Here is a 14,145-nt window from a genome sequence, read left to right on the forward strand (position 1 = left end):
TCTCCGTGGCCCCGACCTCGGATGCGGTCCCGCTCGGCGTTGCCGCATAAGCTCGGATCGGGCAGCACGGCAGGGCGCTGCTCGCCACGGCCCGGGCCAGTCGGGTGAGGAAAGTTGTGAGCAGGGTGTATTCGCAGGTCAGTAAGACGATCAGGAGTGCGGGGTAAGGGGACGTGCACATCGTCATCATGGGCTGCGGGCGAGTGGGAGCCGCTCTCGCGCAGACCCTGGAGCAGCAGGGGCACACCGTCGCCGTCGTGGACCAGGACCCGACGGCTTTCCGCCGTCTGGGCTCGGGCTTCGGCGGACGCCGTGTCACCGGCGTCGGCTTCGATCAGGACACGCTGCGCGAGGCGGGGATCGAGGAGGCCGGCGCCTTCGCCGCCGTGAGCAGCGGCGACAACTCGAACATCATCGCGGCGCGGGTCGCGCGCGAGATGTTCGGCATCGAGAACGTGGCCGCCCGGATCTACGACCCGAGGCGCGCCGAGGTCTACCAGCGACTCGGCATCCCCACGGTCGCCACGGTCCGTTGGACCGCCGACCAGATGCTGCGACGGCTGCTGCCGTCCGGCGCGGAGCCGCTGTGGACCGACCCCAGCGGTGGCGTGCAGCTCGCCGAGGTGCACACCTCCCCGGCGTGGATCGGCCACAAGATCAGCAGGCTGCAGGACGAGACGGGTGTGCGCGTGGCGTTCCTCACCCGGCTCGGCGAGTCGATCATCCCCACGTCGCAGACCGTGCTGCAGGAGGGCGACCTCGTGCACGTGATGATGCGTACGGACGAGATCGCGAAGGTCGAGGCGGCCTTCGCCGAGGGTCCTGAGGAGGGCGGTCACTGATGCGTGTCGCTATTGCGGGCGCGGGTGCGGTGGGCCGCTCCATCGCGGGCGAGCTCCTGGAGAACGGGCACGAGGTGCTCCTGATCGACAAGGCCCCGACGGCCATCTCGGTGGAGCGGGTGCCGCAGGCGGAGTGGCTGCTCGCCGACGCCTGTGAGATCACCTCGCTCGACGAGGCGGCGCTGCAGCGCTGCAACGTGGTGATCGCGGCCACGGGTGACGACAAGGTCAACCTGGTCGTCTCACTGCTCGCGAAGACCGAGTACGGCGTGCCGCGCGTGGTGGCCCGGGTGAACAACCCGAAGAACGAGTGGCTCTTCAACGAGTCCTGGGGCGTGGACGTCGCCGTGTCGACGCCGCGTCTGATGTCGGCTCTGGTGGAGGAGGCGGTGAGCGTCGGCGACCTGGTCCGGCTGCTGCGCTTCAGCCACGGTGACGCGAACCTCGTGGAGCTGACGCTCCCGCCGGAGTCGGCGATCGCGGGTACGGCGGTGGGCGATGTGGCCTGGCCGCAGGACACCTCCCTGGTGACGATCATCCGCGGCTCGCGGGTGCTCACCCCGAGCCCTGAGGAGACCCTGGAGGCGGGCGACGAGCTCCTCTTCGTGGCCGCCCAGGCGCGCGAGGAGCAGCTGGAGGACCTGCTGTCGGTCCGCCGCGACACGTCGTCGGCGAGCTGATCCGAAGCCGACGCGCTGTTACGTGGAAGGGCCCGGGACCTTGAGAGGTCCCGGGCCCTTCTGTCTGCGCCACGCGCCCTGTGCGCCCGCGCCCTCTGCGCCACGCGCCCTGTGCACCCGCGCTCTGTGCGTTACGCCTCGGGCTGTCGCGACGCGGCCGCCTTGCGGGCCTTCTCGGCCTCTTCCTCGGCCTCCATCTCGGCGAAGACGTCGATGGGCGGCGGCGCCTTCGCGAGGAAGACCCACGTCAGGTACACCGCGAGCAGGAAGGGCGGGATCTTCAGCGCGACCAGGACCCAGCCGAACTTGGTCGTGTCGGCCCACCAGTACATCGGGAAGAGGATCGCGCACTTGCCGAGCAGGATCAGGCCCCACGCCCAGCTCGCCTTCGTGTACGCCTTCTTGCGGCCGGGGTTACGGGTCCGCCAGGAGAGGTTCTCCTTGAAGACCGGGCCGAGGATCAGGCCGATCAGCGGGACGCCCGCGAGCGCGGTGACGATGTACGCGAGGGCGAGGCCCAGCGTGTACAGCATGCCCGGCAGATAGAAGTCCTTGGCGTTGCCCGTCATCATCGCGAAGACCACGCCGAACGCCACGCCGAAGACACCGCTGAACGCGTGCTTGACGGTGTCCCGGCGGATCAGCCGGACGGCGACGAGGACCACGGAGACCGCGAGTGCCGCGATCGCCGAGGTGTGCAGGTCCTTGTTGATCGTGAAGATCGTGACGAAGAGAAGGCCGGGCAGGACCGTCTCGACCATGCCCCGCAGGCCGCCGAAGGCCTCGAACAGCGCGGCCTCGGTGACCTCCTTCGCGGCCTGGGAATCTTGGCTCGCCTGAGTGTCCTGGGCGTCCTGATCCGTCGTCGGCTTGTCGAACGACGTCACCGGCTACTCCTGTCCGAGCGGTCGGAGCTCGTATTTGGGGTTGAAGAGGACCCGCCGGCCGTGGCTCATCGAGATGCGACCGGAGGCGATCAGCTTGCGGCCCGGCTCGATGCCCACGATGGACCGCCGGCCCAGCCACACCACGTCCAGCGGGGCCGTGCCGTCGAACAGCTCGGCCTCGAGGGCCGGGACACCGGCCCGAGGACGCAGGGTGACCGTGCGCAAGGTACCAGTCACCTTGACTATCTGGCGGTCGGAGCAGTCGGAGATACGCGTGCAGCCCGACGCCTCGGCGTCCTCCTGGAGCTCGACGGACTCCAGCTCCTCCTGCGAGGTGGACAGCCGGTCGAGCATCCGGCGGAACCGTCCGGCCGGCTTCTCTGTACGCGGTGCAGCACTCATACAGAAAGCGTACCGGCCCCCGCCGACAGCGGAACCGGCCGTCGTCGCCGACTCCTCCGACACCCCCGGAGCCCGTCCCGGCGCCGCTCTCGGCGCCCGTTCCGGTGCCGTTCTCAGCGCTCGAAGCGGTAGCCCATGCCCGGTTCGGTGACGAAGTGCCGGGGGTGCGAGGGATCGGCCTCCAGCTTGCGCCGCAGCTGCGCCATGTAGACCCGCAGATAGTTGGTCTCGGTGCCGTACGAGGGGCCCCAGACCTCCTGGAGGAGCTGCTTCTGGCTGACCAGGCGCCCGCTGTTGCGGACGAGGACTTCGAGCAGGTGCCACTCGGTGGGCGTGAGGCGGACGTCGCGCCCGTCCCGGTGGACCTTCTTCGCGGCCAGGTCGACCGTGAAGCCCTCGGTCTCGACGACCACGACGCCGTCCTCGCCGCCGCCGACCGGCTCGGCCCGGCGGACCGCGGCGCGCAGCCGGGCCAGGAGCTCGTCCATCCCGAAGGGCTTGGTGACGTAGTCGTCGGCGCCCGCGTCCAGCGCCTCGACCTTCTCGTCCGAGGTGTGCCGCGCCGAGAGCACCAGGATCGGTACCCGCGTCCAGCCGCGCAGGCCCTTGATGACCTCGACGCCGTCGAGGTCGGGCAGTCCGAGGTCGAGGACGACCACATCGGGGTGGCGCTCGGCGGCCATCCGGAGGGCGGTGGCGCCGTCGGGCGCCGCGTCCACCTCGTACTTCCGCGCCTTGAGGTTGATCACCAGCGCGCGGACGATCTGCGGCTCGTCGTCGACGACGAGAACCCGGGTCATCGAAGGCTTCCTTCTCTCTGTCGGTCTCTTGAGGGTCGTACTGCTCGCGTTCGGATCACGTCGAAGGACCGAACGATCGGATCGCGCGGTCGGATCCCCCACCTCAAGAAATCACCCGGGCGGGTACGTCGGCGGTCGGCGGTGGCCGCCGTCCTGTCACGGCCCGGAGGGTGAGGGTCATGGTGAGTCCGCCGCCGGGCGTGTCCTCGGCGGTGATGGTGCCGCCCATCGCCTCGACGAAGCCGCGGGCGACCGCGAGCCCGAGGCCGACCCCCGAGCCGCGTGGGGCGTCCCCGAAGCGCTGGAACGGCTCGAAGATGCCGTCCTTGCTCTCGTCGGGCACCCCCGGCCCCCGGTCCACGACGCGCAGTTCGACCCTCTCGCCCAGAGCGCTGGCGGAGACGGCCACCGGCACGTCCGGCGGGCTGTACTTCACGGCGTTCTCGACGATGTTGGCGACGGCCCGCTCCAGGAGCCCCTTGTCGACCTCGACCATCGGGAGGGTCTCGGGGATGTCCAGCTCGGCGCTGCCGTCGGGAACCCCGCCGAGCGCCATGGGAACGACCTCGTCGAGGTCGATCGCACGGATCAGCGGGGTGACGGTGCCGGTCTGGAGCCGGGACATGTCGAGGAGATTGCCCACCAGGTGGTCGAGCCGGTCGGCGCCGTCCTCGATGCCCTCCAGCAGCTCGGCGCGGTCCTCCTCGGACCATTCGACGTCGTCGGAGCGCAGGGAGGAGACGGCCGCCTTGATGCCGGCGAGCGGGGTACGCAGGTCATGGCTGACCGCCGCGAGCAGGGACGTACGGATCTTGTTGCCCTCGGCCAGCTTGCGGGCCTCCTCGGCCTCGCCGACGAGCCGCTGCCGGTCCAGTACCACCGCGGCCTGCGCCGCGAACGCGCCCAGCACCCGCCGGTCCTCCGCGGGCAGCACCCGGCCGGTCAGGGCGAGGGCCAGGTGCTCTCCGACGGGCATGTCCACGTCCGCGTCCTCGGGACGGGACACGGGGTGCGCGCCCACGCTCGCCGCACAGGTCCACGGCTCGACGTCGCTCTGCCGTTGCAGCAGGGCGACGGACTCCATGGCGAAGGTCTCCCTGACCCGTTCGAGGAGGGACTCCAGGCTCGTCTCGCCGCGCAGCACGCTGCCCGCGAGGAAGGAGAGCGTCTCGGCCTCGGCGCGCAGCCGGGCGGCCTGGTGGGTGCGGCGGGCCGCCAGGTCGACGACCGAGGCCACCGACATGGCGACGCCGAAGAAGACGGCGATCGCGACGATGTTCTTGGGGTCGGCGATGGTCAGCTGGTGCAGGGGCGGGGTGAAGAACCAGTTGAGCAGGAACGAGCCGAACGCGGCCGAGGCCAGCGCCGGCATGAGTCCGCCGAGCAGCGCCGAGGCCACGGTCAGTGCCAGGAACAGCAGCATGTCGTTGGCGAGGCCGAGGTCGGCGTCGACGTGGGTGAGCAGCAGGGCGAGCAGACCGGGTCCTGCGATGCCGACGATCCAGCCCCAGATGATCCGGGAGCGGCCGAGGCGGGCGCCGCGGGCGACGGGCAGTCCGCGGCCCTTGGCGACTTCCTCGTGGGTGACGATGTGGACGTCGAGGTCGGGGCCCGACTCACGGGCGACGGTCTGGCCGACGCCGGGTCCGAGCATGTACTGCCAGGTCTTGCGGCGGCTGGAGCCGAGGACGATCTGAGTGGCGTTGACGCCCCGCGCGAATTCGAGGAGGCCCGAGGGGATGTCGTCGCCTATGACGTGGTGGAACGTTCCGCCGAGGTCCTCGACCAGGGTCCGCTGGACGGCGAGCTCCTTGGGCGAGGCGGCCGTGAGGCCGTCGCTGCGGGCGATGTAGACGGCGAGGACCTCACCGCCGGCGCCCTTCTCGGCCAGCCGGGAGGCGCGCCGGATGAGGGTGCGGCCTTCGGGTCCGCCGGTGAGCCCGACGACGATCCGCTCACGGGCCTGCCAGGTGGAGCGGATGTTGTGCTCGCCCCGGTACTGCTGGAGGTATTCGTCGACCCGGTCCGCGGTCCACAGCAGCGCGAGTTCGCGGAGCGCCGTCAGGTTGCCGGGGCGGAAGTAGTTGGCGAGGGACGCGTCGATCCTGTCCGGCTTGTATATGTTTCCGTGGGCCATGCGGCGGCGCAGGGCCTGGGGCGACATGTCGACGAGCTCGATCTGGTCGGCGCGGCGGACGACCTCGTCGGGGACGGTCTCCTTCTGGCGCACGCCGGTGATCGACTCGACGACGTCGCCCAGGGATTCGAGGTGCTGGATGTTGACCGTCGATATGACGTCCACCCCGGCGGCGAGCAGTTCCTCTATGTCCTGCCAGCGCTTGCCGTTGCGGGAGCCGGGGACGTTGGTGTGGGCGAGTTCGTCGACGAGCGCGACGGCCGGCTTCCTGGCCAGGACCGCGTCCACGTCCATCTCGGTGAAGGTCGCGTCGCGGTACTGGAGCGTGCGGCGCGGCACCTGCTCGAGGCCGTGCAGCATGACCTCCGTACGCGGACGGTCATGGTGCTCGACGAAGGCGACGACGCAGTCCGTGCCGCGCTCCACGCGCCGGTGCCCCTCGGAGAGCATCGCGTACGTCTTGCCGACGCCCGGTGCCGCACCCAGGTAGATCCGTAGCTTGCCGCGTCCCATGGCATGACCTTACGTCCAGCGAAACGGACATTCTGCACGAGGGGCAAGGCCCGGGGGCCGTATTGACGGGATCCTGATGTGTCTTTCGGCCCGTCCGGCGGGCAGATCGGACATTGGATATCGGATCCGAAATCCAATGTCCAATGTCCGATATCCGATATCCGATATCCAGGATCTTCAGTGCTCGATGATCTCGCCGTCGCTCAGTTCGAGCACGCGGTCCGCGAGCCCCAGCAGCTGGGTGTCGTGCGTGGCCACGAGCGCCGTGACGCCCTCGCCGCGGACCACGGCGCGCAGGAGCTCCATCACCGCGAGCCCGGTCTCGGCGTCGAGCTGGCCCGTCGGCTCGTCGGCGATCAGCAGGGCCGGCCTGTTGGCGAGGGCGCGGGCGATGGCGACGCGCTGCTGCTGGCCGCCGGAGAGTTCGCCGGGCCGCTGGGCCGCGTGGTCGGCGAGGCCGACCAGGGCGAGCAGGAGCGCGATCCGCTCCTCGCGCTCCTTCGGGTCCGCCCTGCGCAGCCGGAGGGGTACGCCGACGTTCTCGGCGGCGGTGAGGATCGGGATGAGCCCGAAGGACTGGAAGATGAAGCCGATACGGTCCCGGCGCAGCTCCAGGAGTCCGTTCTCGCCGAGCTCCGCGAGGTCCGTGCCGCCGATGGTGATCCGGCCGCCGTCGGGGCTGTCGAGGCCGCCGACCAGGTTGAGCAGCGTGGTCTTGCCGGAACCGGAGCGGCCCTTGAGCGCGACGAGCTCGCCGCGCGGGATGTCGAAGGAGACCCCGCGCAGGGCGTGGACGGCCGCTGCGCCCGTACCGTACGAGCGGTGCAGGTTCTCGACCCGGACCATGGGTCCGCCGGACGGGTCCTCGGCCACCGCCGTGCCGGACCGCGCGCTGCTGTCACTCATCCCCGCACTCCCCCTCGTCGAACGTGTGCGCCCGTCAGTATGTGCCGCCGAGGGGCCGCCGGGCCAGGGTCCGGGAAACGCCGGGGGGGGGGGGGGGGGCGGGGGGGGGGGGGGGGGGGGGGGCGCGCCCCCCCCCCCGCGCGGGGGGGCCCCCCCCCCCCCCCCCCCACGCCCGGGCCCCGAGCCCGCCCCCACCCGCCCGCGCACCCGCGGAGCCGCGCCCCCCCCCCCCCCCACCGGGCTCACGGAATCAGGGGTTCAGCGGACCTCGGTGATCTCCGGTCCGCGCTGGAGCTGGCCCATGCCGCCGGAGAAGCGCGAGCCCTCCTGCTCCTCCTGCTGGACACCCTCGGGCACCATCTGCGCGTCGTTGGGGAGCTTGAGGACGATCGGGTCGCGCGGGGCCATCGGGCCCTCGCCCCGGACCACGACGGTGTCCCGCACGATCTGCTCCAGCAGACCGGCGGCCTCCGGCTGCACAGCGCCCTGACCGGAGATCACTCCGCGCAGGAACCAGCGGGGCCCGTCGACGCCCACGAAACGCACCAGCTGCACACCGCCGGTGCCGTCGGGCAGCTGCACCGGGACCTGGGCCCGCAGCTCCCAGCCCAGCGGGCCCTCGACCTCGTCGATGACACCGCCCTGCTGGGTGATGCCGGAGGCGATCTCCTCGCGGACCTCGCCCCAGATGCCTTCCTTCTTCGGTGCGGCGAAGGCCTGCAGCTGCACGGCGCTGTCGCGCAGGACGACGGTCGCCGCGACGATCGCGTCGCCCGCCACCTCGACCCGAAGCTCCATGCCCTCGACACCGGGCACGAAAATGCCACCCAGGTCCACTCGCCCGTCCTCGGGCTTGGAGACCTCGGAGATGTCCCACGGCCCGTCGGGGCGGGGGGCCGGCGGAAGGTTCACCCGACGCGGGGCGTCCTTACCGTCGGTGCCGACCTCGTCGACGACCTGCTCGGCCTCGCCCGCTGCGTCCTCAGCGGCACCGCTCTTCTTGCGACGTCCGAACACGTCACTGTCCTTCCCGGTCGGATACGACCGAAGCGTATCGATTCCCACCCGTTGTGCCGTCCACGGCGGCATGACCGCCGGTGGACCCGAAGCCCCCCTCGGCCCGCGCCGAGCCGGGAAGCTCCGCCACCTCGTGGAAGCGCACCTTCTCGACCTGCTGGACGACCAGTTGGGCAATCCGGTCGAACCGTTCGAACCGCACGCTTTCGCGCGGGTCGAGATTGACCACGATCACCTTGATCTCTCCACGGTACCCGGCATCCACCGTCCCCGGGGCATTCACGAGGGCGACTCCGCACCTGGCAGCGAGCCCGGAGCGCGGGTGGACGAAGGCGGCGTAGCCGTCGGGCAGGGCGATGGAGACCCCGGTGGGCAGCACGGCCCGCTCCCCGGGGGCCAGGACGGCCGCCTCGGTGGTCACGAGATCGGCTCCGGCGTCGCCGGGGTGGCCGTAGGCCGGGATCGGTACGTCCGGGTCCAGGCGCCGGATCAGTACGTCGACAGGGTTGCGCATCAGGGGTTCACCTCGAAGGCGCGGGCGCGCCGGACCTGGTCGGGGTCGGACATGGCGGCCTGGATCTCCTCCGGGCGGCCGTTGTCGATGAAGTGGTCGACCTTGACCTCGATGAAGAGGGCGTCGGCGCGGACCGCGACGGGGCCTTCGGGCCCGCCGATCCGGCCGGTGGCGGTCGAGTAGATCTTGCGCCCGTGCACGGCGGTGACCGCGGCTTCCAGGTGCAGGACGGTGCCGACCGGAACGGGCCGGGCGAAGTCGGTCTCCAGCCGGCCGGTGACGGCGATGACCCGCAGCAGCCAGTTCAGGGAGCCGAGGGTCTCGTCGAGCGCCGTGGCGAGGACGCCGCCGTGCGCGAGCCCGGGGGCGCCCTGGTGGTCGGGGGTCACGGTGAACTCGGCGGTGACGGTCACGCCCCCGCCGGCCCGGGCCTCCAGGTGGAGACCGTGGGGCTGCCCGCCGCCGCACCCGAAGCAGTACTCGTAGTGCGCGCCGAGCAGCTCGCCGGGGGCGGGCGCGTCGGGGTGGCGTACCGGCGGTATGGCGTCGGCCGGCGGGGTGAGGGCGGCAGATGTTGCAGTCACAGCCGCAGACCTTACCCGCGAGGCCGGGCGCAGGTCGCGCCGTGCCAAGCTTGGACGTATGCAGCCTTCCGTACCGCCTTCCGCGCCGCGCTTCGACGAACGTCTGACCGCCCCCCGCTCCTGGTGGGTGATCACGGCTCTGCTGGGCCTGTCCGGCGGTCTGGTGACGTTTCCGCTGGGTACGGTTCCGACGCTGGTCGGACTGATCGCCGCGACGGCGCTGGCGGCGGTCGTCGTCTCCTCGTACGGCTCGGCCCGGATCCGGGTGGTGGCCGGTTCGCTGGTGGCGGGCGACGCGCGGATCCCGGTCTCGGCGATGGGCGCGCCGGAGGTACTGGACGCGGAGGAGGCGCGCGCCTGGCGCACGTTCAAGGCGGACCCGCGCGCCTTCATGCTGCTGCGCAGCTATGTCCCGCGGGCGGTCCGGGTCGAGGTGACCGACCCGGCGGACCCGACGCCTTACGTCTATCTGTCCAGCCGTGACCCGGAGGGCCTCGTCGCGGCCCTGGAGGCCGCACGCGCGGAGGACCCGGGCGCCGACGCCGGGACCGGCGAGGCGTCGACCGCCGAGGTCCGGACCGGCGAGGCCTAGAAGCCGATCTCCTTGGGGTTCTCGGGCTGCTCCAGCGGGGGCAGCCCCTCCAGGGCGCTCCAGGGCACCTGGCGCCTCCGCAGGTCCTTGCGGACGTGCTGGGCGAGCTTCTTGGTGTCGCGGCGGTTCATCACGGCGCCGACGGCGGCACCGACCATGAACGGCATCAGGTTCGGCAGGTTGCGCACCATGCGCTTCATGATCTGCTGGCGCAGCTCTCGCTTGAGCTGTCCGCCGAGCGCCGCGTTGACGGTGGTCGGCTTGGTGGGGTCGATGCCCCGTTCCTCCGTCCAGGAGGTCAGATACGCGGTCGATCGCTGGGTGAGCGTGCCGGGCGGCCGCAGGCCGTACACCTCGTGCAGCTCGGCGATGAGCTTGAGCTCGATCGCGGCGACTCCGGTGATCTCCGCCGCGAGCTCGGCCGGCATCGCGGGGGGTACGGGCAGCATCGCGGCGGCGCCGATGCCCGCGCCGACGGTCGAGCTGGCGTTGGCGGCGCCCGCGACGAGTTTGTCGGCGATCTGCTCGGGCCCCATGCCCGGAAAGTGCCTGCGCAGGGTCGCCAGGTCCCGGACGGGAATGCGCGGGGCGATCTCGATGAGCCGGTCGGCGAGGTAGCCGATCCCGGCTTTGGCGCTCTCGCCGCCACGCTTCACGCCGCGTTTGACGGCGTCGATCCGCGCGCGGTCGAGTTTCATACGGTCCAGCTGTGCGCGTGCCGGATCGGCGACGCGCCTGACGGCGTCGAGACGGCGCCCGCCGTGCGGGGCCTCCCGATCCACCGGCTCGGGCGTTCCGGCCGACTCGGTCGTGACGACTGCCTCGAGCGAGGCCGAGGGGCCTCGCTCGTCGTCACGTGCGCCGAGGGAGGGCAGGAGGGTGCTCTGCTCGGCTTCGGGGGCCTTCTGGGCACCCTCCGCCGGGTCCGAGCCGCCCTGATACGCCTCCGGCCTCCCAGGAAGCCGGAAGCGTCGCTTCCGAGACGGTGAGTCGCCTGCCACGGCAGAGCGATCTCAGTCGCAGTCGCGGCAGATCGGCTGACCGTTCTTCTCCCGGGCCAGCTGGCTGCGGTGGTGCACGAGGAAGCAGCTCATGCAGGTGAACTCGTCGGCCTGCTTGGGCAGGACTCGTACGGCGAGCTCCTCGTTCGACAGATCGGCGCCGGGCAGCTCCAGGCCTTCTGCGGCCTCGAACTCGTCGACGTCGACCGTCGAGGTCGACTTGTCGTTCCGGCGGGCCTTCAGTTCCTCAAGGCTGTCCGAATCGACGTCGTCGTCGGTCTTGCGTGGGGTGTCGTAATCCGTTGCCATGTCGCTCTCCCCCTCTGGGTGGTTGCGGTGTCTCCAGCGCACGTAACGCGTGAGAGGCCGGACTTGTGCCCGACCCGAGGCGGAGATTTTGCCTCACATCAAGGTCTGTTACTCAATCGACACCCAACCGGCCCTCTCACGAGTGATCGGCTTTGGGTGGCGAACGGGACCGTACACGGTCCACCTGCCGTCCTTCACGGGCGCCACCCCGTGTACTTCCCGTCATCCAGGCCCCCGGAAACCCGGACTTTTCCGGGTTTTCCGAAGGATTTCTCAATCACGGAGAGTAGAGAGCCGGATGCTCGCTCCTGTGATCGATCACACATGAGCGTCTCAGAAACGGCATCCGCGAATTCCGCGCAAAGCGAACGGAACCGGCTGGTACCCGAAGTGTGTCAGATCGGGAGAGTGACACGCATCACGAGACCGCCGCCTTCGCGGGGCTCCGCGATGATACGGCCACCGTGGGCACGCGCGACGGAACGTGCGATCGACAGGCCGAGACCGACTCCCTTGTCGCTCCCGGTCCGCTCCTGCCGAAGCCTTCTGAACGGCTCGAAGAGGTTGTCGATCTCGTACGCGGGAACCACGGGACCCGTGTTCGAGACGACGAGGACCGCCTGGCCGTTCTCGGTCTCGGTGGTGACCTCGACCCAGCCTCCTTCGGCCACGTTGTACCTCACGGCGTTCTGGACCAGGTTCAGGGCGATCCGCTCGAGCAGGACGCCGTTGCCCTGGACGACGGCCACGTCCCGCTCACCGCGGATCTCCACGCTCTTGGCCGCGGCCTCCGCGCGCACCTGGTCGATGGCGCGCGAGGCGACCTCGGCGAGGTCCACGGGCTTGCGCTCCACGATCTGGTTGTCGCTCCGGGCCAGCAGCAGCAGGCCCTCGACCAGCTGCTCGCTGCGCTCGTTGGTGGCCAGCAGGGTCTTGCCAAGCTGCTGGAGCTCCACGGGCGCCCCGGGGTCCGAGAGGTGGACCTCGAGGAGCGTGCGGTTGATCGCCAGCGGGGTGCGCAGCTCGTGCGAGGCGTTCGCGACGAACCGCTGCTGGGCGGTGAAGGCCCGCTCCAGACGCTCCAGCATCTCGTCGAAGGTGTCCGCGAGCTCCTTCAGCTCGTCGTCCGGGCCGTCCAGCTCGATCCGCCGGGCCAGATCGGATCCGGCCACCTGGCGGGCGGTCCGGGTGATCCGGCCGAGCGGGGAGAGGACCCGGCCCGCCATCGCGTAGCCGAAGGCGAAGGCGATGATGCTCAGGCCGAGGAGGGCGAACAGCGAGCGGCGCAGGAGGTCGTCGAGCGCCTGGTCCCGCTGGTACTGGAGGCAGGCGGAGACGGCCTCGTTGAGCTGCTCCCCGGTGCCCTGGACGGGCAGCTCACACCAGGAGGTGGTCGGCTGGACCTTGCCCTCGACGACCTTGAACGGCAGCTCCGAGGCGCTGTCGCCCAGAGCCTGTGCGGTGAACAGATAGATGATCGACAGCAGCAGGATGCCGGCGATCAGGAACATGCCGCCGTACAGGAGCGTGAGCCGTATCCGGATCGTCGGACGGAGCAGCGGCCTGACCGGGTCCCTGGGGTCCCAGGTCGGCTTCGGGGGCGCCTGAGGGGGCGCGGGGGTCGCGGCCACCGGGTCAGATCCGGTAACCGGAGCCGGGGACCGTGACGATGACGGGCGGCTCGCCGAGCTTGCGGCGCAGGGTCATCACCGTGACCCGTACGACGTTGGTGAACGGGTCCGTGTTCTCGTCCCAGGCCTTCTCCAGGAGCTGCTCGGCCGAGACGACCGCGCCCTCGCTGCGCATCAGGACCTCCAGGACGGCGAACTCCTTCGGTGCGAGCTGGACCTCCTTGCCGTCGCGGAAGACCTCGCGGCGGTTCGGGTCGAGCTTGATCCCGGCGCGCTCCAGGACCGGCGGCAGCGGCACCGTGGTGCGCCGGCCGAGGGCCCGCACGCGCGCGGTGAGCTCGGTGAAGGCGAAGGGCTTGGGGAGATAGTCGTCGGCCCCCAGCTCCAGGCCCTCCACGCGGTCGCTGACGTCGCCCGAGGCCGTGAGCATCAGGACGCGGGTGGGCATCCCCAGCTCGACGATCTTGCGGCAGACGTCGTCGCCGTGGACCAGGGGGAGGTCCCGGTCGAGGACCACCACGTCGTAGTCGTTCACCCCGATGCGCTCGAGGGCGGCGGCGCCGTCGTACACGACGTCGACTGCCATGGCCTCCCGGCGCAGTCCGGTGGCCACCGCATCGGCGAGCAGCTGCTCGTCCTCGACGACGAGTACGCGCACGTCGGTCATTCCTTTCTGAGAGCCCCTGTCCATCACGCGGACCCGGGCGGTTCTTGGGCACTGACTGTGCGTATCCATCCTGCCCGGTACGCGCGTAAACCGGCTGTAAGACGGCGTAGGGGCAGCTGCGGGAGGGCTCGCGGGAGGGGAGGGGGCTTGTGGGGGCATGACTGGGGTCGGAGAGGGGCGCGCGGAGAATTCACCGGATTCACGGGCCAGTTGAGGTTTCTGTGAGGAAAGGCGTGGGGAGGACGTCTGCACACCCCGCGATCACGCCCTGTATGTGGCGCGCCACAAGCCGCTCTGTCCCCCAGAGGTTGCAGCGTGTGATCCACCCCACCCTCGGCACACCCCCGTGCCACCGACCCATGACGAGGGGGCGCACGATGGACGCTTTCACCGCAGGACTGCTGCAGCGCATAAGGACTGCGCAGACCGACCTCACACGGGCACGCGAGACGGGCGACGACTTCCTCGCGGAGGTCGAGCAGGCCGAGCTCGACGACCTGCACCGCCTGGCCGCCGAGCACGGCGTGGAGGTCGGCGCCGCCAGCGCCTGACCCCTGACACGGAGGGGCCCCGGGGGGGGGGGGCGCACGCCGCCCGCCCCCCCCCGGGGGCCGCCGGCGCGGCGCCCCCCCCCCCCCCCCCGGCGCCCCCCCCCCCCCCCCC

Annotated in this window: 16 protein-coding genes; 4 read left to right on the forward strand and 12 right to left on the reverse strand. The window is 71.0% G+C overall.

Annotated features, from left to right (window positions below):
- The first annotated feature begins 173 nt into the window (after window positions 1-173).
- Entirely contained in the window at window positions 174-842 is a 669-nt protein-coding gene (locus tag ACFVZW_RS12590; RefSeq protein ID WP_384520185.1) for a potassium channel family protein, read from the forward strand.
- Entirely contained in the window at window positions 842-1,522 is a 681-nt protein-coding gene (locus ACFVZW_RS12595; RefSeq protein WP_329114949.1) for a TrkA family potassium uptake protein, read from the forward strand. The genes ACFVZW_RS12590 and ACFVZW_RS12595 overlap by 1 nt, the downstream gene beginning before the upstream one ends.
- Window positions 1,523-1,653: 131 nt before the next feature.
- Here the strand turns inward: ACFVZW_RS12595 and ACFVZW_RS12600 are convergent, their stop codons facing one another.
- From ACFVZW_RS12600 to ACFVZW_RS12635, 8 genes are all read right to left on the reverse strand, one after another.
- Window positions 1,654-2,409 (reverse strand): DUF3159 domain-containing protein, encoded by a 756-nt coding sequence (locus ACFVZW_RS12600; RefSeq protein WP_384520187.1) that lies wholly within the window; start codon window positions 2,407-2,409, stop codon window positions 1,654-1,656.
- Between the two features lie 3 nt (window positions 2,410-2,412).
- Window positions 2,413-2,811 carry an OB-fold nucleic acid binding domain-containing protein gene (locus tag ACFVZW_RS12605; RefSeq protein ID WP_361441847.1) on the reverse strand — a complete coding sequence of 133 codons (399 nt, stop codon included), beginning with the start codon at window positions 2,809-2,811 and terminating at the stop codon, window positions 2,413-2,415.
- Window positions 2,812-2,924: 113 nt separating this feature from the next.
- Entirely contained in the window at window positions 2,925-3,611 is a 687-nt protein-coding gene (locus ACFVZW_RS12610; RefSeq protein WP_376434998.1) for a response regulator, read from the reverse strand.
- Between the two features lie 103 nt (window positions 3,612-3,714).
- Window positions 3,715-6,261 (reverse strand): ATP-binding protein, encoded by a 2,547-nt coding sequence (locus tag ACFVZW_RS12615; protein ID WP_384520189.1) that lies wholly within the window; start codon window positions 6,259-6,261, stop codon window positions 3,715-3,717.
- 177 nt (window positions 6,262-6,438) lie between these two features.
- A complete protein-coding gene (locus tag ACFVZW_RS12620; RefSeq protein ID WP_384520190.1) occupies window positions 6,439-7,167 on the reverse strand; it encodes an ABC transporter ATP-binding protein in 729 nt (242 codons plus the stop codon).
- A 258-nt stretch (window positions 7,168-7,425) separates the two neighbouring features.
- A complete protein-coding gene (locus tag ACFVZW_RS12625; RefSeq protein WP_329114961.1) occupies window positions 7,426-8,184 on the reverse strand; it encodes a DUF3710 domain-containing protein in 759 nt (252 codons plus the stop codon).
- A gap of 1 nt (window position 8,185) precedes the next feature.
- On the reverse strand, window positions 8,186-8,698 hold the full coding sequence (dut, locus tag ACFVZW_RS12630; RefSeq protein WP_384520193.1) for a dUTP diphosphatase: 513 nt from the start codon (window positions 8,696-8,698) through the stop codon (window positions 8,186-8,188).
- Window positions 8,698-9,282, reverse strand: a complete 585-nt coding sequence (locus ACFVZW_RS12635) for a PaaI family thioesterase (RefSeq protein WP_384520195.1) — start codon at window positions 9,280-9,282, stop codon at window positions 8,698-8,700. Before ACFVZW_RS12635 ends, dut begins: the two co-directional genes overlap by 1 nt.
- Before the next feature lie 58 nt (window positions 9,283-9,340).
- Here ACFVZW_RS12635 and ACFVZW_RS12640 point away from each other — a divergent pair, with 58 nt between their 5' ends.
- Window positions 9,341-9,874, forward strand: coding sequence for a DUF3093 domain-containing protein (locus tag ACFVZW_RS12640; RefSeq protein WP_384520196.1), 534 nt, complete (start codon window positions 9,341-9,343; stop codon window positions 9,872-9,874).
- On the opposite strand, the gene ACFVZW_RS12645 is transcribed toward ACFVZW_RS12640, so the two are convergent.
- The 4 genes from ACFVZW_RS12645 to ACFVZW_RS12660 all read right to left on the reverse strand — a co-directional run bounded on the left by ACFVZW_RS12645 (window position 9,871) and on the right by ACFVZW_RS12660 (window position 13,473).
- Window positions 9,871-10,875 carry a hypothetical protein gene (locus tag ACFVZW_RS12645; protein WP_384520198.1) on the reverse strand — a complete coding sequence of 335 codons (1,005 nt, stop codon included), beginning with the start codon at window positions 10,873-10,875 and terminating at the stop codon, window positions 9,871-9,873. The genes ACFVZW_RS12640 and ACFVZW_RS12645 overlap by 4 nt on opposite strands.
- Before the next feature lie 12 nt (window positions 10,876-10,887).
- Entirely contained in the window at window positions 10,888-11,184 is a 297-nt protein-coding gene (locus ACFVZW_RS12650; protein ID WP_003955561.1) for a DUF4193 domain-containing protein, read from the reverse strand.
- Between the two features lie 395 nt (window positions 11,185-11,579).
- A complete protein-coding gene (locus tag ACFVZW_RS12655) occupies window positions 11,580-12,815 on the reverse strand; it encodes a sensor histidine kinase (RefSeq protein ID WP_384520200.1) in 1,236 nt (411 codons plus the stop codon).
- 4 nt (window positions 12,816-12,819) lie between these two features.
- Window positions 12,820-13,473 (reverse strand): response regulator transcription factor, encoded by a 654-nt coding sequence (locus ACFVZW_RS12660; RefSeq protein WP_132914883.1) that lies wholly within the window; start codon window positions 13,471-13,473, stop codon window positions 12,820-12,822.
- 386 nt (window positions 13,474-13,859) lie between these two features.
- Here ACFVZW_RS12660 and ACFVZW_RS12665 point away from each other — a divergent pair, with 386 nt between their 5' ends.
- Complete coding sequence (locus ACFVZW_RS12665) at window positions 13,860-14,033, forward strand: hypothetical protein (protein WP_315893340.1); 174 nt, start codon at window positions 13,860-13,862, stop codon at window positions 14,031-14,033.
- Window positions 14,034-14,145: the final 112 nt, after the last annotated feature.

This window comes from Streptomyces sp. NPDC059567, from assembly GCF_042735655.1.
Taxonomy (GTDB): Bacteria; Actinomycetota; Actinomycetes; order Streptomycetales; family Streptomycetaceae; genus Streptomyces.

What these genes read in the sequence shown, in the direction of transcription:
- ACFVZW_RS12650 (WP_003955561.1), bottom strand. Translation starts at nt 11,184, where the DNA reads ATGGCAACGGATTACGACACCCCACGCAAGACCGACGACGACGTCGAT.
- dut (WP_384520193.1), bottom strand. Translation starts at nt 8,698, where the DNA reads ATGCGCAACCCTGTCGACGTACTGATCCGGCGCCTGGACCCGGACGTA.
- ACFVZW_RS12665 (WP_315893340.1), top strand. Translation starts at nt 13,860, where the DNA reads ATGGACGCTTTCACCGCAGGACTGCTGCAGCGCATAAGGACTGCGCAG.
- ACFVZW_RS12595 (WP_329114949.1), top strand. Translation starts at nt 842, where the DNA reads ATGCGTGTCGCTATTGCGGGCGCGGGTGCGGTGGGCCGCTCCATCGCG.
- ACFVZW_RS12640 (WP_384520196.1), top strand. Translation starts at nt 9,341, where the DNA reads ATGCAGCCTTCCGTACCGCCTTCCGCGCCGCGCTTCGACGAACGTCTG.
- ACFVZW_RS12620 (WP_384520190.1), bottom strand. Translation starts at nt 7,167, where the DNA reads ATGAGTGACAGCAGCGCGCGGTCCGGCACGGCGGTGGCCGAGGACCCG.
- ACFVZW_RS12605 (WP_361441847.1), bottom strand. Translation starts at nt 2,811, where the DNA reads ATGAGTGCTGCACCGCGTACAGAGAAGCCGGCCGGACGGTTCCGCCGG.
- ACFVZW_RS12615 (WP_384520189.1), bottom strand. Translation starts at nt 6,261, where the DNA reads ATGGGACGCGGCAAGCTACGGATCTACCTGGGTGCGGCACCGGGCGTC.
- ACFVZW_RS12610 (WP_376434998.1), bottom strand. Translation starts at nt 3,611, where the DNA reads ATGACCCGGGTTCTCGTCGTCGACGACGAGCCGCAGATCGTCCGCGCG.